The organism is Pseudomonas sp. MCal1, assembly GCF_026341415.1.
GTDB lineage: Bacteria > Pseudomonadota > Gammaproteobacteria > Pseudomonadales > Pseudomonadaceae > Aquipseudomonas.
The window spans coordinates 86,035-111,767 of record NZ_JAKUMP010000017.1; the positions used below are offsets into that span (position 1 = coordinate 86,035).

Here is a 25,733-nt window from a genome sequence, read left to right on the forward strand (position 1 = left end):
AAGCTGTATGCAAGTCAACATCAGTGGACACCAACTGGAAGTTACCCAACCTCTCCGTGAGTACGTTGAGCAAAAGCTCAAGAGGCTTGAGGGACATTTCGACAAGATCACCAACGTGCAAGTCACGATGTGCGTCGAAAAGCTGAAGCAGAAAATCGAAGCCACGATGCATATTCCCGGCAATGAAGTCGTCGCTAACGCGGAACATACTGACATGTACGCTGCGATCGACGCGCTGACCGACAAGCTTGATAAACAACTCAAAAAGCATAAGGAAAAGACCCAGAGCCTGCTTCAGGGCGCTACCGGTCGATAACCCCCACCCCCATGATCCGACTTGAAAGTATCCTGACCCCCGGCCGTTCCCTGGTGAACGTGCCGGGCGGCAGTAAAAAGAAAGCCCTCGAACAAATTGCCAACCTGATCGCCCGGGAAGTCCCGGATCTGGAGATGCAAGATGTCTTCGAGGCATTGATTGCCCGTGAAAAACTGGGTTCCACCGGTTTTGGCAACGGCATCGCCATTCCCCACTGCCGCCTCAAGGGCTGCGAAGCGCCGATCAGTGCGCTGATGCACCTTGACGCCCCTATCGATTTTGACGCTATCGACGGCGCGCCTGTGGACCTTCTGTTCGTCCTGCTGGTGCCGGAAGCCGCCACCGATGCTCACCTGGAGCTTTTACGCCAGATCGCCAGCATGCTCGACCGCAAGGATGTACGCGACAGACTGCGTAGCGCACCAAGCAACGAAGCCTTGTACCAGGTTGTACTGGAAGAACAGAACAGGCCGTAATCATGCGCTTGATCATTGTCAGTGGCCGTTCCGGCTCGGGTAAGAGTACTGCCCTGGATGTCCTTGAGGACAATGGCTACTACTGCATTGACAACCTGCCTGCCGGCTTGCTTCCGGATCTCGCCGAGCGCGCGCTGGTGCATACCGAAATGCTCCAGCCGCTGGTGGCTGTCTCGATCGACGCCCGCAACCTGCCGAGCCATCTGTCACGTTTTCCAGAGCTGCTCGAGGAAGTTCGCAGCCGGCACATCCAGTGCGATGTCCTGTACCTGGATGCCGATGACGAAACATTGCTCAAACGTTTTTCGGAGACCCGTCGTCGTCACCCGCTCAGCAATGCCAACCGCTCGCTGGCCGAAGCCATCAACGACGAAACCGCCCTGCTGGGCCCGATCGCCGATCTGGCCGATCTAAAGGTCAACACCACTAACCTCAATCTCTATCAACTGCGCGACACCATCAAGCTGCGCCTGCTGAACCAGCCTGAGCCGGGCACTGCGTTTCTGGTGGAGTCGTTCGGTTTCAAACGCGGCATGCCGGTGGATGCGGATCTGGTGTTCGATGTACGCTGCCTGCCGAATCCGTACTGGAAACCGGAGCTGCGCGCGCAATCCGGTCTCGATCAGCCGGTCGCCGAGTATCTGGCGGCGCAGCCGGAGGTCGAGGAGATGTACCAGGACATTTACTCGTATCTGTACAAATGGTTGCCGCGCTTTGCGGCGAGCAACCGCGCTTATGTCACCATTGCCATCGGCTGCACCGGCGGGCATCACCGCTCCGTTTACCTGACCGAACGTCTTGGCCAGGCGCTGCAGAAGACCCTGAAGAACGTCCAGGTTCGCCACCGCGACCTCAGCTAAAGGATTCACACCGCGATGCCTGCTCGGGAAATAGAAATTATCAACAAGCTGGGCCTGCATGCCCGCGCATCGGCAAAATTCGTCGGGGTGGCGGGTAAGTTTCCCGATTGCACGATCAGAGTGGGCCGCACCCCGGAAACCACGGTTGACGGCAAAAGCATCATGGCGATGATGATGCTCGCTGCAGGCAAGGGCACCAAAATCTACCTGAGCACCGAAGGTCATCAGGAACAGGAAGCCATGGACGAGTTGGTAACGCTGATTAACAACTACTTCGACGAAGGTGGTTGAGAACGCTTGAGGCGAGGGAGTTCGCTCCCTCCTCCCGACTCATCCCAACGCCGTGTCCATCACCATCATCAGACAGAAGCCGATCAGCAATCCCAGACTTGCCAGCTTCTCATGGCCATTGCGTCGCGACTCCGGGATAACCTCGTGAGTCACCACCAGCAGCATGGCTCCCGCCGCCAACGCCAACCCCAAGGGCAGCAACAACTCGGCCAGACTGACCAGCCACGCACACAGAAGCGCGAACACCGGCTCGACCAGTCCTGACGCTGCGCCAATCAGAAACGCCTTCACCCGCGACATCCCGGCGCCAGCCAACACCAGTGCAATCACCAGCCCTTCCGGCACATCCTGCAAGGCAATGCCCATCGCCAGACTGTCTGCGTCCGGCATTCCACCGCCAGCCGAGACGCCGACGGCCATCCCTTCCGGGATGTTGTGGGCGATGATGGCGAACACAAACAACCAGATCCGCGGCGGAATCACCGGATGCTCGACAGTGCCGATGAGCATTTCCGGCGAAGCGCCCGACACCCGGCGATCAACCAGATACAGACCGAACGCTCCGAGCATGATGCCGAAGCAGATCAGGCCGCTGGCGCCCCACGAACTCAGTCCCAGACTTTCGGCGGCGGCGATTCCCGGCACGATCAGCGAAAACGCGGTCGCCGCCAGCATCACACCGGCGCCAAAACCCAGCAGCGTATCGCCCAGTGCCTGGGGCATGTTGCGGATCACCAACACTGGAACGGCTCCAAGTGCGGTGCCGAGGGCGCAAATCGCCCCGCCCTGCAACGCACGCGATAGCCTGGGCTCCAGATTCAGCCATTCCAGTCCGTGGGCGACCAGCAAGGTCATACCCGCCAACAGCAACAGCGATCCAATTGCGTAACGAAACATACGCCCACTTCCGATCGCCAGTGTTTCAGTGCCCATAGTCAGCCTTGGATTGTTTTTATAGAAGACTTAAACCAGCGCGGCCTGATAGCGCGCAGCGACTTCCGGCCAATTGATGACGTTGTAGAACGCGCTGATGTATTCCGGCCGACGGTTTTGATAACGCAGGTAGTACGCGTGCTCCCACACATCGAGCCCGAGAATCGGCGTATTGCCGCTCATCAGCGGGCTGTCCTGGTTACCGCTGCTTTCCACCACCAGTTTCTTGTCCGGCGTCACACTGAGCCAGGCCCAGCCACTGCCGAAACGGGTCAGCGCGGCTTTGGTGAAAGCGTCCTTGAAGCTGTCGAGGCCGCCCAATTGTTCATCGATCGCCCTGGCCAGCGCACCATCCGGTTTACCACCACCGTTGGGCACCATTACTTCCCAGAACAGCGAGTGGTTGGCGTGACCGCCCCCCTGGTTGATCACCGCCGCACGAAGTTTTTCCGGTAGTTGCTGGACGCTGGCGACCAGTTTTTCCACCGGCCATTCCGCGAACTCGGTGCCCTCGATTGCAGCGTTCAGATTGTTGATATAGGTCTGGTGATGTTTGGTGTAGTGGATCTCCATGGTTTGCGCATCGATGTGCGGTTCCAGAGCGTCGTAGGCGTAAGGCAAGGCTGGCAGGGTAAAAGCCATTTCAATGGACTCCATGGTGATGTGGGGCAGGCGCGCGGCGCGCATTGCCTGTATCCGGGTGCAGCAAACGCTGGGTGCGCGGGTATTCGCCGTGTTCGCTGATGAAATTGAGCAGCTCGACGTAGGTCTTGCTGCTCTGGCGCAATGCCGCTTCACGCAGCGCCGGGCGCAGTCGCTCGTCCTGCATGGTCTGCAACAGGCGCTGGTGGATAGCGCAGAGGTACTCGGCGCTCTCCTCCGGCTGATTCAGGCGCAGATGCAGATCCGCCAGGTTGTGATGGGAAATGACGCAGGCCGCCACTGCTTCGTCGGCATCGGCCCAGCGTTCGAACAACACTTGAGCCAGGGCCAAGGCTTGCAGATAAGCCTCGCGGGCGTCGATCAGATCGCCCAGCATGAAACAGCGATTGGCCCGTTCGATCGTGCGTTTCCAGTGCTCCATGGTGAACCTCCAAAGCGGTTGCGGTGCTTACACGCCGCCGGCGGTGAGTTTCTCAGGATTGAGCAACTCTTCCAGTTGGCTGCGCGACAGGTCGGTGTGTTCCAGCGCGACGTCGATCACCGGACGGCCCTGTTTGTAGGCCTGCTTGGCGATTTCGGCGGCTTTCTGGTAACCGATGATCGGGTTGAGCGCGGTCACCAGAATCGGGTTGCGCGACAGCGCTTCCTTGAGCCGCGACTCGTTGACCTTGAAGCTGGCGATGGCCTTGTCGGCCAGCAGACGGCTGGATTTGGCCAGCAACTCGATGCTGCTCAACAGGTTCTGGGCGATGATCGGCAGCATCACGTTCAATTCGAAATTGCCCGACTGACCGGCGATGGTGATCACCGAATCGTTGCCGATCACTTGCGCGGCGACCATGGCGGTAGCTTCAGGAATCACTGGATTGACCTTGCCCGGCATGATCGACGACCCCGGTTGCAAACCATCCAGCTCGATTTCACCGAGGCCGGCGAGCGGGCCGGAATTCATCCAGCGCAGGTCGTTGGCGATTTTCATCAGCGACACGGCAGTAGCCTTGAGCTGACCCGACACCGCTACGGCGGTGTCCTGCGAGCCGATCAGGGCGAACAGATCCTTGCCCGGCGTGAACTGGACGTTGGTCAACAGGCTCAACTGGCGGCTGAAACGCGCTGCGAACTCCGGATGCGCATTGATCCCGGTGCCGACCGCCGTGCCGCCCTGGGCCAGAGATTGCAGGCTTGGCAGCAAATCCTGCAGATGACCGATATTGACCTTGAGCTGCTGTGCCCAACCGTTGAGTACCTGACTCATGCGCACCGGCATCGCGTCCATCAAGTGGGTGCGGCCAGTCTTGACGTGATGATGGACTTGCCCGGACTTGCGCTCGATCACTTGCACCAGATGCAGCAGCGCTGGCAGCAATTGTTCGTGCAGGGCCAACGCGGCGCTGACGTGGATGGTGGTCGGGATGATGTCGTTGCTGCTCTGCCCGCAGTTGACGTGATCGTTGGGGTTCACCGGTTCTTCGAGCAGGCGGCTGGCCAGGGTGGCGATCACTTCGTTGGCGTTCATGTTGGAGCTGGTGCCGGAGCCGGTCTGGAAGATATCCACCGGGAAATGCTGCATGAAGTCGGCTTCCAGCAGTGCTTGAGCGGCATCGCTGATGGCCTTGCCTTGCGCGGCGCTGATCTGGTTGAGTTCGACGTTGGCGCGGGCGGCGGCCGCTTTCGCCAGAATCAGGGAACGGATGAACTGGGTCGGCATCGGCTTGCCGCTGATCGGGAAGTTATCCACTGCACGCTGGGTCTGCGCGCCGTAGAGAGCGTCCACCGGCACCTGCAGTTCGCCCATACTGTCGCGCTCAATACGTGTCTTGGTCATCGCTAAATCCTTGGACTAATTCAATGAGAGGAATCGAGGGTTGCAACTCGCAGGTGGCGAGCTGCCAGGTGTAGCTTTGCCAGCGTTTGAGCCGGCATTTGCACATTGAGAGGCGTTCCATTTCACGCAGCGGTCGCCAGGCTTGATCGAGACAGAGGCTGCGCCAATGCCACGGCAGCGCGATGTCGGAGGCCGTGTCGAGCAGCAGACGGAAAGAGGTTTCAGCGATCATCCAGGGTGAGGTCACTGTGCAGCAGGCCAGATATCGGCCTTCGGCCAAGTAGTGTTCGATCAGACGCGGCTCGTCGGGATCCATCGCGCAACGGATCTGGCGACTCATCCAGCGCCAGCTTTCGAGGTACGGCTGCTCGTGCAAGGCAGAACTCATGATCCTGGGCTCATCCGATAATGAGATTTATTATTAGATGATAATAAGAACCAAAACAAGGACGGCTTTTTAGCTGACCTGATCAGCTAAAAAAATTTTCGGACACAAAAAAAGCGCGCCACCCCAATTGGGTGGCGCGCCTTTGTTTACCTGACGGGGGCTTAACTGCCCGCCACAGTCATCTTCTCGATCAACACCGAGCCGGTGCGAATATTGCTGCGCAGTTCCAGATCGTTACCAACGGCGACGATCTGCTTGAACATGTCGCGCATGTTGCCGGCGATGGTCACTTCCTGCACCGCGAACTGGATTTCACCGTTCTCGACCCAGAAACCCGCCGCACCGCGCGAGTAATCACCAGTCACCATGTTCAGACCATGGCCCATCAACTCGGTGACCAGCAACCCGCGCCCCATACGCCGCAGCAAGGCCGCCTGGTCTTCATCGCCATGAGTGACAAACAGGTTATGCACGCCGCCGGCGTTGGCGGTACTCGGCATGCCGAGTTTGCGACCCGAATAGGTGCCGAGGATGTACGAGACCAACTCACCCTTTTCGACGAACGGCTTGGAATAGGTCGCCAGACCGTCACCGTCGTACGATGCACTGCCCATGGCACGCATCAGGTGCGGGCGCTCGTCGATGGTCAGCCATTCCGGGAACAGCTTCTGCCCCAGGGTGCCTTCAAGGAACGACGATTTGCGGTACAGACTGCCGCCGGAAATCGCCGACAGGAAGCTGCCGAACAATCCACCTGCCAGTTCCGCTGAAAACAAAACCGGCACTTCGCAGGTCGGTACCGGACGCGCGCCCAGACGGCTCGCCGCCCGTTGTGCCGCACGCTGGCCAATGCTCACCGGATCCGCCAGCAAACTGCCCTGACGGTTCACGTCATACCAGTAATCGCGCTGCATCTGGCCATCGGCCTCGGCGATCATCACACAGCTCAGGCTGTGTCGGGTCGAGGCATAACCACCGATGAAACCATGGCTGTTGCCGTACACGCGGCAGCCCTGATGAGTGCTCAACGTGGTGCCATCGGCATTCTTGATGCGGGCATCGGCATCGAACGCGGCGGCTTCGCAGAGCAGCGCTTTCTCGATGGCCTGCTCCGGGGTGATGTCCCATTCGTGGAACAGATCGAAATCCTGAATATCCCTGGCCATCAGCGCTGCATCGGCCAGCCCGGAGGCTTCGTCTTCGGAGGTGTGCTTGGCAATCGCCAGCGCCGCAGCGACGGTCTCGCGAATCGCATCCGGCCCGGTGGCGGAGGTGCTGGCCGAGCCTTTGCGCTGACCGACGTACAACGTGATGCCAAAGCCCTGATCACGGTTGAACTCGACCGTCTCGACTTCACGTTGACGCACCGACGTGGACAGTCCCTGCTCCAGCGACACCGCTACTTCGCAGGCACTCGCACCCTGACGCTTGGCTTCGGCGATGATCTGCTCGACCTGTTCCTGCAGTGCCGGCAATGCCTGTGGGCCGACGCTTTCAACTGCACTCATGCTCATCTCCACTCAAATTCTGCTTTCGGCTGGGGCCTTCGAGCGACCGGGCCGGACAAGCGGCCCCCGACTGGTTATCATGGCGGCGTTTCTTTGCGGACTGCCACCATGGTTGATTCTTACGACGACTCCCTCGATACGGGAGAAAAAAGCAAATCCCAGGTCAAACGCGAGCTGCATGCTCTGGTTGACCTTGGCGAGCGCCTTACGACACTCAAGCCGGACCGGCTGGCCAAACTGCCACTGACCGACGCCCTGCGCCGGGCTCTGGCCGATGCGCCCAAACACGTTGCGCACATTGCACGTAAACGGCATTTGCAGTTCATCGGCAAACTCATGCGCGATCAGGACACCACCGCGATCCTTGAGCTGCTCGATCAACTCGATGCCTCTACCCGTCAGTACAACGAGCGGTTCCACAACCTCGAACGCTGGCGTGACCGCCTGATCGCCGGTGACGATGCCGTGCTGGAGAAATTCGTCGTCGAGTACCCGGACGCCGACCGCCAGCAACTGCGCTCCCTGATCCGTCAGGCCCAGCACGAGGTAGCGCATAACAAGCCTCCTGCCTCGAGCCGTAAAATTTTCAAGTACATCCGTGAGCTGGACGAGACTCAACGCGGTCTGCGCTGATATTCGCCACCGGGTGGCCGCACCGCGCGCCACCCGAAGCTCCATCCTTCTTATGCGCCCGTGCCACCCACGGTGATCGCATCGATCTTCAGCGTCGGCTGACCGACACCTACCGGCACCGACTGGCCGTCCTTGCCGCAAGTCCCCACACCGCTGTCCAGCGCCAGATCGTTACCGACCATCGACACCCGGCTCATCGCTTCCGGACCGTTGCCGATCAACGTTGCGCCTTTGACCGGTGCGGTGATCTTGCCATCCTCGATCAGGTAAGCCTCGCTGGTGGAGAACACGAACTTGCCGCTGGTGATGTCGACCTGACCGCCGCCGAGGTTGGCGCAGTAGATACCCTTCTTCACCGAGGCGATGATTTCCGCCGGATCGCTCTGGCCGCCGAGCATGTATGTGTTGGTCATCCGCGGCATCGGCAGGTGCGCATAGGATTCACGGCGACCGTTACCGGTGCGGGCCACGCCCATCAGCCGCGCATTGAGCTTGTCCTGCATGTAACCCTTGAGTACGCCGTTTTCGATCAGCGTGGTGCACTCGGTCGGGGTGCCTTCGTCGTCGACGCTCAGGGAACCGCGACGACCGGCCAACGTGCCGTCATCGACGATGGTGCAAAGTTTCGAGGCAACCATTTCACCCATGCGACCGCTGTAGGCCGAACTGCCCTTGCGGTTGAAGTCGCCTTCCAGACCGTGACCCACCGCTTCGTGCAGCAGCACGCCGGACCAGCCCGAGCCCAGAACAACCGGCAATGTGCCGGCGGGTGCCGGAATCGCTTCCAGATTCACCAGCGCCTGACGCAACGCTTCACGGGCATAGCCCATGGCGCGGTCTTCGGCGAGGAAATAACGGTAGTCGGTACGCCCACCGCCGCCGTGGCCGCCACGCTCGCGACGACCGTTCTGCTCGACGATCACGCTGACGTTGAAACGCACCAGCGGACGCACATCGGCAGCCAGGCCACCGTCGGTCGAAGCCACCAGAATACGTTCCCAGACCCCGGCCATGCTTACGCTCACCTGCTGGATACGCGGGTCTAGGGCGCGGGTCGCAACGTCGATGCGCTTGAGCAATTCAACTTTTTCAGCGCGGCTGAGAACCTCCAGCGGATTGTCCGGCGCATACAACTGGGCGACGTCCTGGGCGCTGAACGCCTGCACCGTGCCGTTCTGCCCGGCGCGGGAAATCGAACGGGCCGCACGGGCCGCTGCGCCGAGGGCTTCGAGGGTGATCGCGTTGCTGTAGGCGAAACCGGTTTTCTCACCGGACTGCGCACGCACGCCGACACCCTGGTCGAGGTTGAAACTGCCTTCCTTGACGATGCCGTCTTCCAGCGACCAGGACTCGGAAATCTGCCCCTGGAAATACAGGTCGGCCGCATCGATGCCTGGGCCCGCCAGATCACCGAGTACGCCTTGCAGACTCTCGATCGTCACGCCGCCGGGCGCCAACAGGTGATCACTGACTGAGGACAACAACTCGCTCATAGGTTTTACGCCTTAAATTCGTGTTCTGAAGCAGGTCGCTGTGCGCCCTGCGAAAAAAACCGCCGATGACCCGTCACCGGCATTCGCGCCCGGATGGACGCTTGTTCACTGCTGTCGCGCTCGGCCAACAGCACGGCTTCGCCTCGTTCCTGTTGCGCCAGCACGCGCCCCCACGGATCGACAATCGCCCCGTGGCCAAAGGTTTCACGCGGCCCCGGATGCGTTCCGCCCTGAGCGGCCGCCAGCACATAGCACTGGGTTTCAATGGCCCGCGCGCGGATCAGCACATCCCAGTGCGCCGCCCCCGTCACAGCGGTGAAAGCCGACGGTGCGGTAATCAGTTCAGCCCCGGCAGCGCGCAATTCGCTGTACAGCTCCGGGAAGCGCAGGTCGTAACACACCGTCAGCCCCAATCGCCCGACCGGCGTATCCGCGACCACCACGCCACTGCCATAAGCATAGTCATCGGATTCGCGGTAACGGCCGCGATTGTCCGCTACGTCAACATCGAACAGGTGCAACTTGTCATAGCGGGCAACGATTTCACCCTGATCGTTCACCAGCAACGAGCAGGCATGGGACTTGGCCTCAGGCTGCCCCATTGGCGGCAACGGCAAGGTGCCGGCCACAATCCATAACCTGAGGTCGCGGGCGGTCTGTTTCAACCACGGCAGGATCGGGCCATCGCCAAGCGCTTCGGCCCGGCCGATATCGGCGATGTCGCGACGCCCCATGGCCGCGAAATTTTCCGGTAGCACGGCCAGCTTCGCGCCGGCACTGGCTGCTTGTTCGAGCAAACGTCGGGCATCGCGCAGATTGGCCAGCACATCGCTCTGGCTGACCATTTGAATCACCGCTAAAGACATGGCGCACTCCGCAAGAGATATGCGGCCATGCTACTCCATCGGTTCAGAGGGTGGCTGTTCAAAAAGGCTTGTCGAAGGTGATTTTCGGCTCTTTCCAAGGCCCTTTGACGGTGTATTTGACGCTGGCGAAGCGCGCCACGCGATCGCCGATCAGCTTGTCGATCAGGAACAAGGCACCGCCGACTGCCGGCGCGCCGACAATCAGCGCGGCAATCGGCAGGTTGTTGGTCACCGGCAACGTCACCAGCAATTTGGCATCCACCTTGTCGCCCACCAGATCCAGCGTGCCATCCAGTTCCAGGTTGCTCGAAGGGCCGGTCAACTTGATCGGCTCTTTCGTGACATAGACCCCGTTGGTCGCCTCCAACAATCCCTTCACCCAGTCATAGCTCAAGCCTTTGCCGAACAGATCGGAGAAGTCGAGACGCAAACGCCGGCCAATGGAGTTGAAGTTGAGCAGACCGAATACGCGCAATGCCTGAGCGCCGCCCTCCACTTCGACAAACTGGCCTTTGTTCAACGACGCATCGAGGGTGCCGGAGAAACGTTTGGTCGCCAGCCACGCCGGCGAGCCCGGCCATCGGCCATCGACATCCATGTGGAATTCTTCGCTGGTCACGCTCGGCGCAAAACCCCAGCCCTTGAGCACATCGGCGAGGTTCTTGCCGCCGATCCGCCCCTTGTACCAACTGGTCGTGGCACCGGGCGCACCTTCCCAGCCACCGCTGCCCTGCAAGAGAATGCCCTTGAGACCCAGATCAAGGTTGTTCAGGGCGATGCCCTTGGCGGTCGGCCGAACCTTGAGCGACCAGCCACCGACCAGGTCCTGGCCCAGGAACAATTGATTGATGGTGATATCCAGCGCCGGAATCTTGCTCGGATCGACCGAAGCCAGTGGATCGGGCGCGTTTTCGTCGGCCTGCACCGTCGGGTCCGGCGCCGGCAACCGCACGTATTGCAGGTTCACCGCAATCGGCGCGCCCTTGGCGTCGGGAATGCCGGCCGTGCCTTTGGCCTGTTGACTGTCGAGGGCCAGAGCCCAGGCGCCAGGCTTGCGATTCACTTGCACTGCCGCCTGATCCAGCGTGGTGCCGAAGGCCGTGAGTTTGCCGATCTTGAAGTCCGCGCTGCTGAGCAACTGCTTGGCATTGCCGCCTGGATCCTGACCAGCGTACTTGTCCAGCAGATCCTGCCAGGGTTTGACGTCCAGCTCGGACAACACGCCGCGTATCCGCAAACCTTTGTTACCCGGCAACACCGCTTCGCCGGCGCCGAGGAACAATTCGCCACGGCCATCGGCAAAATTGTCCGGTGGCGCAGCGAAGGTGAAGTTGGCCAGTTGATCGTAATTGACCCAGTAACGCCGCTCCTGTCCCTGCAACGTCATGCGGAACACCGTGTCACGCCCGACATCGGCGGCCATGCCGAACGGTGCCGGCAAATCCACCGCCACACCCTTCATGCTGGAACTGACCATCAATTGGCTGTCGGCACCGTCCAGATTCACCTGCAGCTGATATGGAAGGGTCCCGGACACCGGCAACGGCTGAGTCACGCCCAGCCAGTCGGTGAGTTTCTTGACCTCGACCTGCCCTGACGCTGCTACCCGGGTCTTGAGTTTGCCGGGGCCGCCGTCGGCGAAGATTTGCGCGGTGACCGGTTTGTCGAAGGCCCGGGCACTGATGTTCTGCCCGCTCAGGCCCTTGGCGCTGTCGAAGCGGAAATCACCCTTGAGCTGGCTCAGTTCGAGCTTCGGCTCCGCCAGCTTCAATCGCGCATTGGCAGTTTTGAAGTCGACGAGGATTTTCGGCTGATCGCCCTTGGCCAACGGCACATCGAGCTTGAGCGTACCTTGCAGATCGCCCTCGCCTTCCCAGCCGGCGAAGGTGTCGGCGGTGCCGATCGGCGCTTCCTGAAGAATTTTCAAGCCATCGCCCAGCCCGCCGGCAAAGGTGCCGTCGAGGAACATATGGCTGTGCTCGCCGCTCGGCACATGGGGAATATTTACGAAGACATCGCTGACCTGAGTGTCGAGCAACTGGCCCTTGCTGGCGAGAATACGCACGCCGCTGTCTTCGATGAACACGTCACCGTTGACCTTGCTCACATGCGGCCAGCCCGGCTGGAACGCCAGTTCGGCGTCATGCACCTTGAAGAACAGGCTGATGCTGCGATCCGCTTCCCCGGCGTTCTTGTTCAGCGAGCCCTGATACTGGAAGAACCCTTGATCCACTGCGCCCTTGAGAATCGCCGTACGCAGCCATTCGTCGAGTGCCGGGCTCAGGACTTGCGGCAGGTACTTGGCGGTATAACGACCGTCGCCGTCCACCAGACCGACCCGCAGGTCCATGTAGTCTTCCTGGCTGTGATCGAAATGCAGGCGGATCAGGAAGTCGCCAGCGATCTTGCCCTCCTCGCCGAGCACCTTCAGGTAGGGGGCGATCAGGGTGAAACCTTCTTTATCGAGCTTCCAGGTCAATCGGGCGTTGGCCTGAATGTATTGCCACGGCTTGGCAAAAATCGGATCGAGGTGCAGGACGAAATCCTTGCTGTCCATGCGCAGCTCGCCGCCGCCGAGGTTGCCGCTGAGACTGCCGCTGACGTTCCGGGCCGCCGGGGCGCCGTGATAGGCGTCGAAACCGACCTGATCAAGGTTGGCGGCGAAGCTGAATTTGCTGTCGTCGGTGGCGTTCGGCCGGAAATCCAGCAGCACGTTGCGCAGACCGCCGGTCACTTTCAGGCGCTCGACCACGGTGGCGAAGCCTTCGGGCAACGGGCCGAGGGCATTGAGCAAGGGCGTGATCGGTGTCAGGTCGAGCCGGTCGGCCTGCAAATGCCAGAGCTCTTCAGTCTTGTCGGTGGCAGCGGTCTGTTTGATCTGGACATGCGATTCCCAACGGGTTTCGCCGAAATTCATCGCCAACGAATCAAGCGTGACAGTGGCTCCCTCCGGACCGCGCTGGAAGTAGCCGTTGAGCGCCAGATTGTTGATCTGGATCGGCTTGCGTTCGGCATAGGCGCCGGTCAGTTGCGGCGCGTTGAGACGGATCGCAGCACTCTGCAACGCCCCTTCGCGCCAGTTGACCCACAGCTCCCCGCCGGCCTTGATCTCGGAGAAATTCCATTGTTGGGTCAGGCGCTCGGGCAGCCATTTCGACCAGTCGCTCTGCGGCAGGCTGACATAACCTTCCACTTCGCTGTTCTGCCAGTTGTTCGCACGAATCCGCGTGCGCAGGCTCAGCGCCACGGGCTGGCCGTCCGGCAGGGTCAACCGCGCATCGAGGCGCTGGCGGCTAGTGCCAGTTTTTAGATTGAGGCCGACATACGTGAAGGTCAGCGGTGCCTGTTCCCGCGGCTGCAAGGTCACCTGGCTGTCGAGCACCGACAGTTGCTGAATCATTTGCATGCGGTTGAACAGTTGCTCGGGATCCATGGGCTGATCCTGCTGCACCGGCAGGCCTTCCAGCGCCCACTTTCCGTCTTCGCCTTCCTTGAGGCTGATCTTCAGGCCATTGAGTTCAAGGTGGGCGATTCGCACTTCGCGAGCCAGCAGACTGGCCCACAGATCCGGCACCGCACGCACCCGATCCAGGCGCAAGGCGTTGGCGCCGCTGCCGACCATCACGTCATGAGCCAGCAGGATCGGCGCAAATCCGCTCCAGTTGCCTTCCAGCTCGCCGATCTGCAGTGGCATGCCCAGGGCAGCACTGGCCTTGTCTTCGATATCCGCGCGGTATTCGGCCACCAGCGGCGTGAGTTCCCGGCCGAGACTGACGTACAACGCCATCAATACCAGAACCAACGCGCACAGGCCCAGACCCCAGCGGGTCAGTGCGGCCAAAATGCGTGTCAGACGTTCCATGTCAGTTGGCTCCCATGGCAAAAATACTGCAAAAAGCTGAGGCCAGCCGTTTCAGGAAAAGGGTGACGCAGGGATTCAGAGCAGCACCACGTCATATTGTTCCTGGGAATACATGGTTTCCACCTGAAAGCGTATGGTGCGCCCGATGAAACCTTCAAGCTCGGCCACGTTACCGGACTCTTCATCAAGCAGGCGATCCACCACCTTCTGGTTCGCCAGCACCCGATAACCCTCGGCCTGATAGGCCCGGGCTTCACGCAGGATCTCGCGGAAAATCTCGTAGCAAATGGTTTCCGGGGTTTTCAGCTTGCCCCGGCCCTGACAGCTGCTGCACGGTTCGCACAGCACTTGCTCGAGACTTTCGCGGGTGCGCTTGCGCGTCATCTGCACCAAGCCCAACTCGGTGATACCGATGATGTTGGTCTTGGCGTGATCGCGCTCCAGCTGTTTCTCCAGAGTACGCAGCACCTGACGCTGATGCTCTTCATCTTCCATGTCGATGAAGTCGATGATGATGATCCCGCCCAGGTTGCGCAGGCGCATCTGCCGGGCGATCGCGGTCGCGGCTTCGAGGTTGGTCTTGAAGATGGTCTCTTCGAGGTTGCGATGACCGACAAACGCCCCGGTGTTCACATCGATGGTGGTCATGGCTTCCGCCGGGTCGATCACCAGATAGCCACCGGACTTCAGCGGCACCTTGCGTTCCAGGGCTTTCTGGATTTCATCCTCGACGCCATAAAGATCGAAGATCGGCCGTTCACCCGGGTAGTGCTCCAGACGATCGGCGATTTCCGGCATCAGTTCGGCAACGAACTGCGTGGTCTTCTGGAAGGTTTCCCGGGAGTCGATGCGGATTTTCTCGATCTTCGGGCTGACCAGATCGCGCAGGGTGCGCAGCGCCAGGCCGAGGTCTTCGTAGATGACGCTCGGTGCGCCGATGGTCTTGATCTGTTCGTTGATCTGATCCCAGAGGCGGCGCAGGTAGCGGATGTCCATCAGGATCTCATCGGCCCCGGCACCTTCGGCGGCAGTGCGCAGAATGAAGCCGCCGGCCTCCTTGATGCCTTCTTTGGCCACGCAATCGCTGACCACCTGTTTGAGACGTTCGCGCTCGGCTTCGTCTTCAATTTTCAGGGAAATGCCGACGTGGGCGGTGCGCGGCATGTACACCAGATAGCGCGACGGAATCGACAGTTGCGTGGTCAGCCGCGCGCCTTTGGAACCGATCGGATCCTTGGTGACTTGAACCACCAGGCTCTGGCCTTCGTGCACAAGGGCGCTGATGCTTTCCACCGCCGGGCCTTCGCGCAGGGAAATTTCCGAGGCGTGAATGAAAGCTGCGCGATCCAGACCGATGTCGACGAATGCCGCCTGCATGCCCGGCAGGACGCGCACCACCTTGCCTTTATAGATGTTGCCGACGATCCCGCGTTTTTGCGTACGCTCGACGTGCACTTCTTGCAGCACACCGTTTTCGACCACCGCCACGCGCGATTCCATCGGCGTGATGTTGATCAGAATCTCTTCACTCATGGCAGGGTCTCGTTCAGGCATGTTCACGATTATGGCCGCATCTTTTCCGTTCGACGCTCATTGCGCGTTCAGGGTTTGCCAACAGGGTATGCCGAAATGGCCGAGCAGTTCTGCGCTTTCGCACACCGGCAAGCCGACGACCGCCGAGTAACTGCCATTGAGGCCGGCAACGAACACCGCGCCGAGCCCCTGAATGCCGTAGCCACCCGCCTTGTCCCGAGGCTCGCCGCTGGCCCAGTAGGCGGCGGCTTCTTCGCGGCTGATCGACCGGAACCGCACCAGACTGCGCACCACACGCGACTCGCAGCGCTCGCCGTCGAGTACGGCAATCGCCGTCAGCACTTCGTGCTCCTTTCCGGACAGCATCATCAGCATGGCGCATGCATCGGCTTCGTCCACCGGTTTGCCAAGAATTTTGCCGTCCAGCACCACGGCGGTGTCGGCGCCCAGTACGCAAAACGCCACATCGGAAACGACCGTGCGCTGTCCGGCTTCGGCCTTGCCGCGCGCCAGGCGCTCGACGTAGGCCGATGGGGATTCATGGGCTAGAGGGGTTTCATCGATATCCGCGCTGATGGCGGTAAACGGGATGCCGATCTGCGTGAGCAATTCACGCCGACGCGGCGATCCTGAGGCGAGGTAAAGCGGCTTCATCAAGACATCTCCCTGTTTGGTGCCCGGCCTCACAAATGCTGTTCCCTTTGGTCGGCGTCTGGTGTTGCCTACTGCGTTGCCGCTCCTCGCCATAGCACGCTATGACTCGTCACGGCGCCTTGTCTGGCAACAACAGCCACTCGCAAAAAAGCTCTTCATTTGCGAGGCAAGCACTGGTACGGGCAAATGCCTGAGCGATCAGTTGATTTTGTAGCGACGGCGCAATCCACGCAGAGCGAAGCTGACCCATGGCCAGAGCAAGGCACTGACCAGTGCCGGCAGGACCAGCGCGAGAGTCGGCTGTCGGTTGCCGGTCAAGGCACTGAGCCAAAGCTGTACCAGCTGGGCAAGGCCGAAGATCACCAGAATCACCAGGCTTTGCTGCCACATCGGGAACATTCGCAGACGTTGCTGCAATGAAAGCACCAGGAATGTGATCAGGGTCAGGATCAAGGCATTCTGACCGAGCAGGTCGCCCTGCAGCACGTCCTCGGCCAGTCCCAGGCAGAAAGCCGTGACCATGCCGACGGTGTGCGGCAGATACAAAGCCCAGAAAGTCAGGAGCAAGGCCAGCCACAGCGGGCGCAGGATTTCCATGAAAATGGGCAGTGGCGACACACTGAGCAGTATGCCGACAATAAACGTCAGCCAGACAATCCAGCCGTTCCGCGATGCGGTAGCCCCGACCATTATTCTTGCCTCCCGGTGGTAGCCGGCACAGTGACTGGCGGTTTGGCCGCTGGTCGAGCCGCCGGTTGATTTGCCGGTGGTTTGCTGGCCGCTGGTGTGGCTGCAGGCGGTTTGCTTGCAGCGGGTTTGACCGGCGTGGTGCTGGCGGCAGGCGCAGCCGGTGTCGCCGTGGCAGGGGTTGCTGTTGCGGCTGCGGCAGGCGGTGTGACGATTTTCGGCACTGTGGCTGGAATCACCGGACCGCCACCGAAGGCATCAAGGTTTTCCTGCGCCTGCGCGGCATCATTGGCACGTTCTTCGGCCGTGCGGTTGTCACTGAATACCAGCAGCAGGTAACGGCTGCGGTTCAGTGCGGCGGTCGGCACAGCGCGAACAATGGCGAAAGGCTGGCCGGAGTCGTGGATGACTTCCTTGACCGTTGCCACCGGATAACCGGCCGGAAAACGCTGACCCAGGCCGGAGCTGACCAACAGATCCCCTTCCTTGATATCGGCAGTATCGGCAACATGGCGCAACTCAAGGCGCTCCGGGTTGCCCGTCCCACTGGCGATCGCCCGCAGACCATTACGGTTCACCTGCACGGGAATGCTGTGAGTCGAGTCGGTCAGCAACAATACGCGGGAGGTGTACGGCATCAGCTCGACCACCTGCCCCATCAGACCGCGAGCATCGAGCACCGGCTGACCGAGCACCACGCCATCACGCTCACCTTTATTGATGATGATGCGATGGGTGAAAGGGTTGGGGTCCATGCCGATCAGCTCGGCCACTTCGACCTTCTCGTTGACCAGCGCGGAGGAATTGAGCAACTCGCGCAGACGGACGTTCTGCTCGGTGAGGGCGGCAAGCTTCTGCATGCGCCCCTGCAACAGCAGGTTCTCCGACTTGAGTTTTTCGTTTTCGGCCACGAGCTCGGTGCGACTGCCAAACTGGCTGGCGATACCTTCCCACAACCGTCCGGGCAGGTCAGTAATCCAGTAGGCGTCCATCAGCACCAGCGAGGCCTGGCTGCGTACGGGTTTAAGCAGGCTGAAACGCGCGTCAACGACCATCAGCGCGACCGATAGCACGGCCAGCACCAACAAGCGCACGCCCAGTGAGGGGCCCTTGGCGAAAAGCGGTTTAATAAGCCGCTCCTCCCAGGCAAATGTTCTGTTTATTCATACGGCATCAAACCGGCCTGGATGAAGACTGACAGAAGATAAACGCCAACAGGCAGCACTGCAAAGTGCTGCCTGCGCGCTCACCCACGTATTGCACCCGGCGATTATTCGCTGGAGAGCAGGTCCATGGTGTGCTTGTCCATCATTTCCAATGCACGGCCACCGCCGCGAGCGACGCAGGTCAGCGGATCTTCGGCAACGATCACCGGCAGACCGGTTTCCTGAGCCAGCAGCTTGTCGAGGTCACGCAGCAGCGCGCCACCACCGGTCAGCACCAGGCCACGCTCGGCGATGTCGGAAGCCAGTTCCGGCGGCGATTGCTCAAGAGCACTTTTCACGGCCTGAACGATAGTTGCCAGGGACTCTTGCAGAGCTTCCAGCACTTCGTTGGAGTTCAGGGTGAATGCGCGTGGAACGCCTTCGGCCAGGTTGCGACCGCGAACGTCGACTTCGCGAACTTCGCCGCCCGGGTAGGCTGTGCCGATTTCCTGCTTGATGCGCTCGGCGGTGGATTCGCCGATCAGGCTGCCGTAGTTGCGGCGCACGTAGGTGATGATCGCTTCGTCGAAGCGGTCGCCGCCAACGCGTACGGATTCGGCATAGACCACACCGTTCAGGGAGATCAGCGCGATTTCGGTAGTACCACCACCGATATCCACGACCATCGAACCGCGAGCTTCTTCAACCGGCAGGCCGGCACCGATTGCAGCGGCCATTGGTTCTTCGATCAGGAACACTTCACGGGCACCGGCGCCAAGGGCCGATTCACGGATGGCACGACGCTCAACCTGGGTGGACTTGCATGGAACGCAGATCAGCACACGAGGGCTGGGCTGCAGAAAGCTGTTTTCGTGAACCTTGTTGATAAAGTATTGCAGCATCTTTTCGCAGACGCTGAAGTCGGCGATCACGCCGTCCTTCATCGGACGAATGGCAGCAATGTTGCCCGGCGTACGACCGAGCATGCGCTTGGCCTCGGTGCCGACAGCGACGACACTTTTCTGGTTACCGTGTGTCCGAATGGCCACAACCGATGGCTCATTCAGGACGATGCCGCGCTCGCGCACGTAAATAAGGGTGTTGGCAGTGCCCAGGTCAATGGAAAGATCGCTGGAAAACATGCCACGCAGTTTCTTGAACATGGGAAAGGGACCCTAGGCAACGCGTGGGTAAAAAAGTGCGGCAAACTCTAACAACGACAGGGATTTTGGGCAAGGCGCCAATATGTTAAATTGGCCGCTTTTCTGTGCACCAAGCCCCACAATCGCGGCCTTATGACCGTAGAAGTGCGGTAGTGTTCCGACAATCTAACACACGGACGCCGTCCGTCCTGTTTTCCACTGGAGAAACCCGATGGCGCTAGAACGCTCCGACGTGGAAAAAATCGCTCATCTGGCCAGCCTTGGCCTTAATGACGCCGATCTTCCACATATCACTTCGGCCCTCAACAGCATTCTCGGGCTGGTCGACGAAATGCAGGCGGTCGATACCGACGGTATCGAGCCGCTGGCCCACCCGCTGGAAGCCAGTCAGCGCCTGCGCGCCGACGTCGTGACCGAAAGCAATAACCGCGAGGCTTATCAGTCCATCGCACCAGCGGTCGAAAACGGCCTGTACCTGGTTCCGAAAGTCATCGACTAAAGGGAAAGAGCCTGCAATGCATCAATTGACTCTGGCCGAGATCGCCCGCGGTCTCGCCGATAAAAAGTTTTCTTCCGAAGAGCTGACCAAAGTCCTGCTGGCGCGCATTACCCAGCTCGATCCGCAGCTCAACAGTTTCATCAGCCTCACCGAAGAGCTGGCCCTCGAGCAGGCCAAAGCCGCCGACGTGCGCCGGGCCAATGGTGAGAGCGGCGCGCTGCTCGGTGCGCCGATCGCCCACAAAGACCTGTTCTGCACCCAGGGCATCCGCACCAGTTGCGGCTCGAGGATGCTCGACAACTTCAAGGCCCCGTACGACGCCACCGTGGTGTCGAAGCTGGCCGCCGCCGGCACCGTGACTCTGGGCAAGACCAACATGGACGAATTCGCCATGGGTTCGGCCAACGAGTCGAGCTGGTACGGCGCGGTGAAAAACCCGTGGAACCTGGAACACGTGCCGGGCGGTTCGTCCGGTGGTTCGGCGGCAGCAGTTGCCGCTCGTCTGCTACCGGCTGCCACGGCCACCGACACCGGCGGTTCGATCCGCCAACCGGCCGCGTTCACCAACCTCACCGGCCTGAAGCCGACCTACGGTCGGGTGTCGCGCTGGGGCATGATCGCTTACGCCTCCAGCCTCGATCAGGGTGGCCCTCTGGCTCGCACCGCCGAAGACTGCGCGATTTTGTTGCAAGGTATGGCCGGCTTCGATCCGAACGACTCCACCAGCATCGATGAGCCAGTGCCGGACTACACCGCCGGCCTGAACGGTTCGCTGCAAGGGCTGCGCATCGGCGTGCCGAAGGAATACTTCGGCGCCGGTCTCGACCCGCGCATCGCCGAACTGATCCAGAACAGCATCAAAGAGCTGCAGAAGCTCGGTGCCGTGATCAAGGAAATCAGCCTGCCGAACATGCAGCACGCGATTCCTGCGTACTACGTGATCGCCCCGGCAGAAGCGTCCTCCAACCTGTCGCGTTTCGACGGCGTGCGCTTCGGCCACCGCTGCGAAGACCCGAAGAACCTGGAAGACCTGTACAAGCGCTCGCGTGGCGAAGGCTTCGGGGCTGAAGTCCAGCGCCGGATCATGGTTGGTGCCTACGCGCTGTCCGCCGGTTACTACGACGCCTACTACCTGAAAGCGCAGAAGATCCGTCGCCTGGTGAAGAACGACTTCATGAGCGCATTTAACGAAGTCGACATCATCCTCGGCCCGACCACGCCAAACCCGGCCTGGAAACTCGGCGCCAAGAACAGCGACCCGGTCGCTGCCTACCTGGAAGACGTCTACACCATCACCGCCAACCTCGCGGGCCTGCCAGGCCTGTCGATGCCGGCCGGTTTTGTCGATGGTCTGCCGGTCGGCGTGCAACTGCTCGCTCCGTATTTCCAGGAAGGCCGCTTGCTCAACGTTGCGCACCAGTATCAGCTGAACACTGACTGGCACACCCGCACCCCAACCGGCTTCTGAGGAGACACACATGCAATGGGAAGTCGTGATCGGGCTGGAGATTCACACCCAGCTCACCACCCGGTCGAAAATCTTTTCCGGTAGTTCCACCACTTTCGGTTCCGAGCCGAACACCCAGGCCAGCCTGATCGACCTGGGCATGCCCGGCACCCTGCCGGTACTGAACCAGGAAGCCGTGCGCATGGCGGTGATGTTCGGTCTGGCGATTGACGCCGAGATCGGCCAGCGCAACGTGTTCGCCCGTAAAAACTACTTCTACCCGGATCTGCCGAAGGGCTACCAGATCAGCCAGATGGAATTGCCGATCGTCGGCAAGGGCCACCTGGACATCGCCCTGGAAGACGGCACGGTCAAACGCGTCGGCATCACCCGCGCGCACCTGGAAGAAGACGCCGGCAAGAGCCTGCACGAAGAATTCAGCGGTGCCACCGGCATCGACCTGAACCGTGCCGGCACGCCGCTGCTGGAAATCGTGTCCGAACCTGACATGCGCAGCGCCAAGGAAGCCGTGGCCTACGTCAAGGCGATCCACGCGCTGGTGCGTTACCTGGGCATCTGCGACGGCAACATGGCCGAAGGCTCGCTGCGTTGCGACTGCAACGTGTCGGTGCGTCCCAAAGGCCAGGTTGAATTCGGCACCCGCTGCGAGATCAAGAACGTCAACTCGTTCCGCTTCATCGAGAAGGCAATCAACTCCGAAATCCAGCGTCAGATCGACCTGATCGAAGACGGCGGCAAAGTGATCCAGCAGACCCGTCTGTACGATCCGAACAAGGACGAGACCCGTCCGATGCGCAGCAAAGAGGAAGCCAACGACTACCGTTACTTCCCCGATCCGGACCTGCTGCCGGTGGTCATCGAGGACTCGTTCCTCAACGACGTGCGCGCCACCCTGCCGGAACTGCCACCGCAGAAACGCGAGCGCTTCCAGACTGCGTTCGGTCTGTCGGCCTACGACGCCAACGTGCTGGCCACCAGCCGTGAGCAGGCGGACTACTTCGAGAAGGTCGCCAGCATCGGCGGCGACGCCAAACTGGCGGCGAACTGGGTGATGGTCGAGTTGGGCAGCCTGCTCAACAAGCAGAACCTGGACATCGAGGATTCGCCGGTTTCGGCCGAGCAACTGGGCGGCATGCTGCAGCGCATCAAGGACAACACCATCTCCGGCAAGATCGCCAAGGTGGTGTTCGAAGCGATGGCCAACGGTGAAGGCAGCGCGGACGAGATCATCGAGAAGCGCGGTCTGAAGCAAGTCACCGACACCGGTGCAATCTCGGCGGTACTGGACGAAATGCTCGCGGCCAACGCCGAGCAGGTCGAGCAATACCGTGCGGCAGACGAAGCCAAGCGCGGCAAGATGTTCGGCTTCTTCGTCGGTCAGGCCATGAAAGCCTCCAAAGGCAAGGCCAACCCGCAGCAAGTGAACGAACTGCTGAAAAGCAAGCTCGAAGGCTGACCACAATGGAGCCAGATCCAAAGCCTGGCTCCATTCCCTGTGGGAGTGGCGGTTCGGCGCTCCGACTTGCCCGCGAAGGCGTCGTGACATTCAACATTGATGCTGAATGTGACGGCTTCTTCGCGAGCAAGCTCGCTCCCACATTGTTATTTGGGAGCTTTTGAATGAAACGTCTGCTCGGCGCCTGCGCCCTGCTCTCTTTGCTAGCCGGTTGCGCCAGCACCGACACCATCGACCCGCACGGTTACGACCAGACCGGCGTCGCCTCCTATTACGGTGCCAAGCACCACGGTAAACGCACCGCCAGCGGCGAAGCGTTCAACCAGAATTCCCTGACCGCCGCCCACCGCCAGTTACCGTTCGGCACACGGGTGAAGGTCACCAACCTGAAAAACGATGAATCCGTCGTGGTCCGCATCAACGACCGCGGCCCGCACACCCGTGGCCGCCTGATCGATGTTTCACGTGCGGCGGCCGAACAGCTCGGTATGCTGCGCAGTGGAACCGCCCGTGTTCGGGTCCAGGCTCTCGACGACTGATGGAGCGCCCACCATTTTCGGATTGACCGACTTACCCCTGATCAGCGTGATCGAATTGCTCAGCGGGCTGTTCCTGCTGATCGCCGGCGCCGAACTGATGGTGCGCGCAGCCGTGCGCCTGGCCGCGCGCCTGCATGTACGACCGTTGATCATCGGCCTGACCATCGTTGCCCTCGGCAGCAGCGCTCCACAAATGGCCGTCAGCCTGCAGGCCGTGCAGGCGCACACGCCGGACATCGCCGTCAGCAGCGTGATCGGCAGCAGTATTTTCAACATTCTTGTCACCCTCGGCCTGTCGGCGCTGATCATTCCGCTGCGGGTGTCGCGGCAACTGGTGCGCCTCGACATCCCGTTGATGATCGGCGCCAGCCTGCTGGTGTTCGTGCTGGCGTGGAATGAAGAGCTCGGGCGCCTCGACGGCATACTGCTGCTTGGCGCCCTGGGGCTTTACCTCGGGTTGTTGCTGCGCCAGTCGCGGCACTCGACCCGACCGCATTCCGATCAACCGCACGATCCGCAGGCGCCGTGGTTTACCAGCCTGCTGATGATCGTCGGCGGTCTGGGCATGCTGGTGTTCGCCGGGCACCTGCTGCTGGGTGCGGCCGTGGTCGTGGCCACCGACCTGGGATTCTCCGAACGGGTGATCGGCCTGACCGTGGTCGCGGTCGGCACCTCGCTGCCGGAGCTCGCCACCTCACTGATCGCCGCGCTGCGCGGCCAGCGGGACATTGCCGTAGGCAACGTGATCGGTGCCAACCTGTTTAATCTGCTTGGGGTGCTGGGCCTCACCGCACTGATCGCGCCGACGCCGCTGTCGGTCTCGCCGAACGCACTGGATTTCGACCTGCCGGTGATGCTCGGCGTCGCGGCGCTGTGCCTGCCGGTGTTCTATTCCGGTTATCGCGTGACTCGGGCTGAAGGCCTGTTGCTGCTTGGTTTGTATCTGGCTTACGGGCTGCACGTGGTGTCGTTCACCACCGGCATGCCACTGGCCGGCAAGCTTGAACGGTTGATGCTGTTTTATGTGCTGCCGACGCTGCTGACGTTTCTGTTTTTTACGTCCGTACGCGCCTGGCGCCGCCAACACCACAAGAGGGATGTGCCATGACCGAATCGAAGAAATCCGGGGTTGAAGTCCGCCGTCAGGTAATGGGCGACGCGTTTGTCGACCGCGCGCTGGGCAACGCCACCGAATTCACTCAACCGTTGCAGGATTTCGTCAACGAACACGCTTGGGGCGGCGTGTGGAATCGCGAAGGCCTGCCGCTGAAAACCCGCAGCCTGATCACTCTTGCCGCACTGACCGCGCTGAAGTGCCCGCAGGAGTTGAAGGGGCATGTGCGTGGTGCGCTGAACAACGGCTGCACGGTCGATGAGATCCGCGAAGCGCTGCTGCATTGCGCGGTGTACGCCGGCGTGCCGGCGGCAATCGATGCGTTCCGCGCGGCGCAGGAAGTGATCGATACCTACCAGAAACCCTGATTGACGGGCCTGTTCGCGAAGAGGCCCGAAAGATCAAGCCCGGTCTCGGGCTAGATCCACCCGCCCCACTGCAAGAAGAAGATCCCGATGTTGGTGGTGATCGCCGCCATCAACGTGGTCAGCACGATGATCGCCGCCGCCAGTTCATGGTTGCCCTGCGCGGCACGGGCCATGACGAAACTGGCCGCGGCGGTCGGGCTGCCGAAGTACAGAAACAGAATCCCCAGCTCCGCCCCGCGAAAGCCCCACAGCCATGCACCCAGCGTGGCGATCACCGGCAGGCCGATCATCTTCACCAGACTCGAACTGAGCGCCATGTTGCCGCTCTTGCGCAGCGCCGCCAGCGACAGCGTACCGCCGATGCAGATCAGGGCCAGCGGCAGCGTGGTCTGCGCCAGGTACTGACCGGAGGTTTCCAGCCAGCCCGGCAGACCGATCTTGAAATAAGCGAACGGTGCCGCTGCGATCACGCTGATGATCAGCGGATTGCTGACCACGCTTTTGCAGATGCTCCACGGATCGGACTTGATCACCGGGCTGTACACCGCCAGCACGATGGTCGACAGGGTGTTGTAGAACAGGATCACCAGCGCCGCGAGAATCGCCCCGAGGGAAATTCCGTAGTCGCCGTACATGCTCGCCGCCAGCGCCAGGCCGATCACCCCGTTGTTGCCGCGAAACGCGCCTTGGGTGTAGATGCCACGATCTTCGCGCGGACAGCGAAAAATCGCCCAGCCCCAGGCGACGGCAAAACTGACCAGCGTGGCCAGTGCGAAATAGATCAGCAGCGCCGGTTGCAGCGCGGCGTGCAGGTCGGCATGCAGGATGCCGAGAAACAGCAGCGCCGGCATGGTGACGTTGAACACCAATGACGATGCCGTGTGGATGAAGTTGTCGTTGATCCAGTCGATGCGCTTGAGCAGCACACCGAGAAACAGCATGGCAAACACCGGCGCGGTGATGTTCAAGGTTTCGAGGAAGATAGCCAGCATG

The 25,733-nt window shown here is 61.0% G+C and carries 26 protein-coding genes; 11 read left to right on the forward strand and 15 right to left on the reverse strand.

Annotation, left to right across the window (positions count from 1 at the left end; genetic code table 11):
* Window positions 1-7 precede the first annotated feature (7 nt).
* The 4 genes from hpf to MKZ87_RS25335 are packed head-to-tail and all read left to right on the forward strand — an operon-like array spanning window position 8 to window position 1,943.
* Window positions 8-316: a ribosome hibernation-promoting factor, HPF/YfiA family gene (hpf, locus tag MKZ87_RS25320; RefSeq protein ID WP_085698461.1), complete on the forward strand. Its 309-nt coding sequence runs from the start codon at window positions 8-10 to the stop codon at window positions 314-316.
* A gap of 11 nt (window positions 317-327) precedes the next feature.
* A complete protein-coding gene (gene ptsN / locus MKZ87_RS25325) occupies window positions 328-792 on the forward strand; it encodes a PTS IIA-like nitrogen regulatory protein PtsN (RefSeq protein ID WP_007953580.1) in 465 nt (154 codons plus the stop codon).
* Window positions 793-794: 2 nt separating this feature from the next.
* Window positions 795-1,652: an RNase adapter RapZ gene (rapZ, locus tag MKZ87_RS25330; RefSeq protein WP_085698460.1), complete on the forward strand. Its 858-nt coding sequence runs from the start codon at window positions 795-797 to the stop codon at window positions 1,650-1,652.
* 15 nt (window positions 1,653-1,667) lie between these two features.
* Window positions 1,668-1,943, forward strand: a complete 276-nt coding sequence (locus MKZ87_RS25335) for an HPr family phosphocarrier protein (RefSeq protein ID WP_085698459.1) — start codon at window positions 1,668-1,670, stop codon at window positions 1,941-1,943.
* A gap of 39 nt (window positions 1,944-1,982) precedes the next feature.
* Here MKZ87_RS25335 and MKZ87_RS25340 read toward each other — a convergent pair whose 3' ends face one another.
* The 6 genes from MKZ87_RS25340 to pmbA all read right to left on the reverse strand — a co-directional run bounded on the left by MKZ87_RS25340 (window position 1,983) and on the right by pmbA (window position 7,260).
* Complete coding sequence (locus MKZ87_RS25340) at window positions 1,983-2,876, reverse strand: ZIP family metal transporter (protein WP_085698458.1); 894 nt, start codon at window positions 2,874-2,876, stop codon at window positions 1,983-1,985.
* A gap of 30 nt (window positions 2,877-2,906) precedes the next feature.
* Complete coding sequence (locus MKZ87_RS25345; RefSeq protein ID WP_266202117.1) at window positions 2,907-3,518, reverse strand: superoxide dismutase; 612 nt, start codon at window positions 3,516-3,518, stop codon at window positions 2,907-2,909.
* A 1-nt stretch (window position 3,519) separates the two neighbouring features.
* Window positions 3,520-3,960: a hypothetical protein gene (locus MKZ87_RS25350; RefSeq protein ID WP_085698456.1), complete on the reverse strand. Its 441-nt coding sequence runs from the start codon at window positions 3,958-3,960 to the stop codon at window positions 3,520-3,522.
* A 27-nt stretch (window positions 3,961-3,987) separates the two neighbouring features.
* On the reverse strand, window positions 3,988-5,364 hold the full coding sequence (locus MKZ87_RS25355) for a class II fumarate hydratase (protein WP_266202118.1): 1,377 nt from the start codon (window positions 5,362-5,364) through the stop codon (window positions 3,988-3,990).
* On the reverse strand, window positions 5,345-5,752 hold the full coding sequence (locus MKZ87_RS25360) for a FagA protein (protein ID WP_266202119.1): 408 nt from the start codon (window positions 5,750-5,752) through the stop codon (window positions 5,345-5,347). The genes MKZ87_RS25355 and MKZ87_RS25360 overlap by 20 nt, the downstream gene beginning before the upstream one ends.
* A gap of 161 nt (window positions 5,753-5,913) precedes the next feature.
* On the reverse strand, window positions 5,914-7,260 hold the full coding sequence (gene pmbA, locus MKZ87_RS25365) for a metalloprotease PmbA (protein WP_416383557.1): 1,347 nt from the start codon (window positions 7,258-7,260) through the stop codon (window positions 5,914-5,916).
* Window positions 7,261-7,368: 108 nt separating this feature from the next.
* On the opposite strand from pmbA, the gene yjgA reads away from it, so the two are divergent.
* The gene (gene yjgA / locus MKZ87_RS25370) at window positions 7,369-7,893 is read left to right on the forward strand and encodes a ribosome biogenesis factor YjgA (protein WP_085698452.1); all 525 of its coding nucleotides are present in this window, start codon (window positions 7,369-7,371) and stop codon (window positions 7,891-7,893) included.
* A gap of 50 nt (window positions 7,894-7,943) precedes the next feature.
* Here the strand turns inward: yjgA and tldD are convergent, their stop codons facing one another.
* The 8 genes from tldD to mreB all read right to left on the reverse strand — a co-directional run bounded on the left by tldD (window position 7,944) and on the right by mreB (window position 19,296).
* Window positions 7,944-9,386 carry a metalloprotease TldD gene (tldD, locus tag MKZ87_RS25375; protein ID WP_085698451.1) on the reverse strand — a complete coding sequence of 481 codons (1,443 nt, stop codon included), beginning with the start codon at window positions 9,384-9,386 and terminating at the stop codon, window positions 7,944-7,946.
* 5 nt (window positions 9,387-9,391) lie between these two features.
* Window positions 9,392-10,252, reverse strand: a complete 861-nt coding sequence (locus MKZ87_RS25380; RefSeq protein WP_085698450.1) for a carbon-nitrogen hydrolase family protein — start codon at window positions 10,250-10,252, stop codon at window positions 9,392-9,394.
* A gap of 58 nt (window positions 10,253-10,310) precedes the next feature.
* Window positions 10,311-14,114, reverse strand: coding sequence for a YhdP family protein (locus MKZ87_RS25385; RefSeq protein WP_266202121.1), 3,804 nt, complete (start codon window positions 14,112-14,114; stop codon window positions 10,311-10,313).
* 75 nt (window positions 14,115-14,189) lie between these two features.
* Window positions 14,190-15,647 carry a ribonuclease G gene (rng, locus tag MKZ87_RS25390; RefSeq protein ID WP_007953605.1) on the reverse strand — a complete coding sequence of 486 codons (1,458 nt, stop codon included), beginning with the start codon at window positions 15,645-15,647 and terminating at the stop codon, window positions 14,190-14,192.
* Window positions 15,648-15,704: 57 nt separating this feature from the next.
* Entirely contained in the window at window positions 15,705-16,301 is a 597-nt protein-coding gene (locus MKZ87_RS25395) for a Maf family protein (protein ID WP_085702467.1), read from the reverse strand.
* A gap of 198 nt (window positions 16,302-16,499) precedes the next feature.
* Window positions 16,500-16,991, reverse strand: a complete 492-nt coding sequence (mreD, locus tag MKZ87_RS25400; protein ID WP_064593386.1) for a rod shape-determining protein MreD — start codon at window positions 16,989-16,991, stop codon at window positions 16,500-16,502.
* A complete protein-coding gene (mreC, locus tag MKZ87_RS25405; protein WP_266202127.1) occupies window positions 16,991-18,118 on the reverse strand; it encodes a rod shape-determining protein MreC in 1,128 nt (375 codons plus the stop codon). The genes mreD and mreC overlap by 1 nt, the downstream gene beginning before the upstream one ends.
* A gap of 140 nt (window positions 18,119-18,258) precedes the next feature.
* Entirely contained in the window at window positions 18,259-19,296 is a 1,038-nt protein-coding gene (mreB, locus tag MKZ87_RS25410; protein WP_002555108.1) for a rod shape-determining protein MreB, read from the reverse strand.
* A gap of 211 nt (window positions 19,297-19,507) precedes the next feature.
* On the opposite strand from mreB, the gene gatC reads away from it, so the two are divergent.
* From gatC to MKZ87_RS25440, 6 genes are all read left to right on the forward strand, one after another.
* On the forward strand, window positions 19,508-19,795 hold the full coding sequence (gene gatC / locus MKZ87_RS25415) for an Asp-tRNA(Asn)/Glu-tRNA(Gln) amidotransferase subunit GatC (RefSeq protein ID WP_085698446.1): 288 nt from the start codon (window positions 19,508-19,510) through the stop codon (window positions 19,793-19,795).
* Window positions 19,796-19,811: 16 nt separating this feature from the next.
* The gene (gene gatA / locus MKZ87_RS25420) at window positions 19,812-21,263 is read left to right on the forward strand and encodes an Asp-tRNA(Asn)/Glu-tRNA(Gln) amidotransferase subunit GatA (protein ID WP_266202122.1); all 1,452 of its coding nucleotides are present in this window, start codon (window positions 19,812-19,814) and stop codon (window positions 21,261-21,263) included.
* Window positions 21,264-21,273: 10 nt separating this feature from the next.
* Window positions 21,274-22,719 carry an Asp-tRNA(Asn)/Glu-tRNA(Gln) amidotransferase subunit GatB gene (gene gatB, locus MKZ87_RS25425; RefSeq protein WP_085698444.1) on the forward strand — a complete coding sequence of 482 codons (1,446 nt, stop codon included), beginning with the start codon at window positions 21,274-21,276 and terminating at the stop codon, window positions 22,717-22,719.
* A 164-nt stretch (window positions 22,720-22,883) separates the two neighbouring features.
* Window positions 22,884-23,258, forward strand: coding sequence for a septal ring lytic transglycosylase RlpA family protein (locus tag MKZ87_RS25430; RefSeq protein ID WP_039769262.1), 375 nt, complete (start codon window positions 22,884-22,886; stop codon window positions 23,256-23,258).
* Window positions 23,259-23,304: 46 nt separating this feature from the next.
* Window positions 23,305-24,366, forward strand: coding sequence for a calcium/sodium antiporter (locus MKZ87_RS25435; RefSeq protein ID WP_266202128.1), 1,062 nt, complete (start codon window positions 23,305-23,307; stop codon window positions 24,364-24,366).
* Window positions 24,363-24,740: a carboxymuconolactone decarboxylase family protein gene (locus MKZ87_RS25440; RefSeq protein ID WP_085698443.1), complete on the forward strand. Its 378-nt coding sequence runs from the start codon at window positions 24,363-24,365 to the stop codon at window positions 24,738-24,740. Before MKZ87_RS25435 ends, MKZ87_RS25440 begins: the two co-directional genes overlap by 4 nt.
* A gap of 50 nt (window positions 24,741-24,790) precedes the next feature.
* Here the strand turns inward: MKZ87_RS25440 and MKZ87_RS25445 are convergent, their stop codons facing one another.
* Complete coding sequence (locus MKZ87_RS25445) at window positions 24,791-25,732, reverse strand: AEC family transporter (protein ID WP_085702465.1); 942 nt, start codon at window positions 25,730-25,732, stop codon at window positions 24,791-24,793.
* Window position 25,733 lies beyond the last annotated feature (1 nt).

What these genes read in the sequence shown, in the direction of transcription:
- MKZ87_RS25340 (WP_085698458.1), bottom strand. Translation starts at nt 2,876, where the DNA reads ATGGGCACTGAAACACTGGCGATCGGAAGTGGGCGTATGTTTCGTTAC.
- MKZ87_RS25350 (WP_085698456.1), bottom strand. Translation starts at nt 3,960, where the DNA reads ATGGAGCACTGGAAACGCACGATCGAACGGGCCAATCGCTGTTTCATG.
- ptsN (WP_007953580.1), top strand. Translation starts at nt 328, where the DNA reads ATGATCCGACTTGAAAGTATCCTGACCCCCGGCCGTTCCCTGGTGAAC.
- MKZ87_RS25360 (WP_266202119.1), bottom strand. Translation starts at nt 5,752, where the DNA reads ATGAGTTCTGCCTTGCACGAGCAGCCGTACCTCGAAAGCTGGCGCTGG.
- gatB (WP_085698444.1), top strand. Translation starts at nt 21,274, where the DNA reads ATGCAATGGGAAGTCGTGATCGGGCTGGAGATTCACACCCAGCTCACC.
- hpf (WP_085698461.1), top strand. Translation starts at nt 8, where the DNA reads ATGCAAGTCAACATCAGTGGACACCAACTGGAAGTTACCCAACCTCTC.
- yjgA (WP_085698452.1), top strand. Translation starts at nt 7,369, where the DNA reads ATGGTTGATTCTTACGACGACTCCCTCGATACGGGAGAAAAAAGCAAA.
- MKZ87_RS25380 (WP_085698450.1), bottom strand. Translation starts at nt 10,252, where the DNA reads ATGTCTTTAGCGGTGATTCAAATGGTCAGCCAGAGCGATGTGCTGGCC.
- mreB (WP_002555108.1), bottom strand. Translation starts at nt 19,296, where the DNA reads ATGTTCAAGAAACTGCGTGGCATGTTTTCCAGCGATCTTTCCATTGAC.
- MKZ87_RS25385 (WP_266202121.1), bottom strand. Translation starts at nt 14,114, where the DNA reads ATGGAACGTCTGACACGCATTTTGGCCGCACTGACCCGCTGGGGTCTG.
- MKZ87_RS25440 (WP_085698443.1), top strand. Translation starts at nt 24,363, where the DNA reads ATGACCGAATCGAAGAAATCCGGGGTTGAAGTCCGCCGTCAGGTAATG.
- MKZ87_RS25355 (WP_266202118.1), bottom strand. Translation starts at nt 5,364, where the DNA reads ATGACCAAGACACGTATTGAGCGCGACAGTATGGGCGAACTGCAGGTG.
- MKZ87_RS25395 (WP_085702467.1), bottom strand. Translation starts at nt 16,301, where the DNA reads ATGAAGCCGCTTTACCTCGCCTCAGGATCGCCGCGTCGGCGTGAATTG.
- gatC (WP_085698446.1), top strand. Translation starts at nt 19,508, where the DNA reads ATGGCGCTAGAACGCTCCGACGTGGAAAAAATCGCTCATCTGGCCAGC.
- rapZ (WP_085698460.1), top strand. Translation starts at nt 795, where the DNA reads ATGCGCTTGATCATTGTCAGTGGCCGTTCCGGCTCGGGTAAGAGTACT.
- MKZ87_RS25345 (WP_266202117.1), bottom strand. Translation starts at nt 3,518, where the DNA reads ATGGCTTTTACCCTGCCAGCCTTGCCTTACGCCTACGACGCTCTGGAA.
- rng (WP_007953605.1), bottom strand. Translation starts at nt 15,647, where the DNA reads ATGAGTGAAGAGATTCTGATCAACATCACGCCGATGGAATCGCGCGTG.
- tldD (WP_085698451.1), bottom strand. Translation starts at nt 9,386, where the DNA reads ATGAGCGAGTTGTTGTCCTCAGTCAGTGATCACCTGTTGGCGCCCGGC.
- gatA (WP_266202122.1), top strand. Translation starts at nt 19,812, where the DNA reads ATGCATCAATTGACTCTGGCCGAGATCGCCCGCGGTCTCGCCGATAAA.
- pmbA (WP_416383557.1), bottom strand. Translation starts at nt 7,260, where the DNA reads ATGAGTGCAGTTGAAAGCGTCGGCCCACAGGCATTGCCGGCACTGCAG.
- MKZ87_RS25335 (WP_085698459.1), top strand. Translation starts at nt 1,668, where the DNA reads ATGCCTGCTCGGGAAATAGAAATTATCAACAAGCTGGGCCTGCATGCC.
- MKZ87_RS25445 (WP_085702465.1), bottom strand. Translation starts at nt 25,732, where the DNA reads ATGCTGGCTATCTTCCTCGAAACCTTGAACATCACCGCGCCGGTGTTT.
- mreD (WP_064593386.1), bottom strand. Translation starts at nt 16,991, where the DNA reads ATGGTCGGGGCTACCGCATCGCGGAACGGCTGGATTGTCTGGCTGACG.
- MKZ87_RS25430 (WP_039769262.1), top strand. Translation starts at nt 22,884, where the DNA reads ATGAAACGTCTGCTCGGCGCCTGCGCCCTGCTCTCTTTGCTAGCCGGT.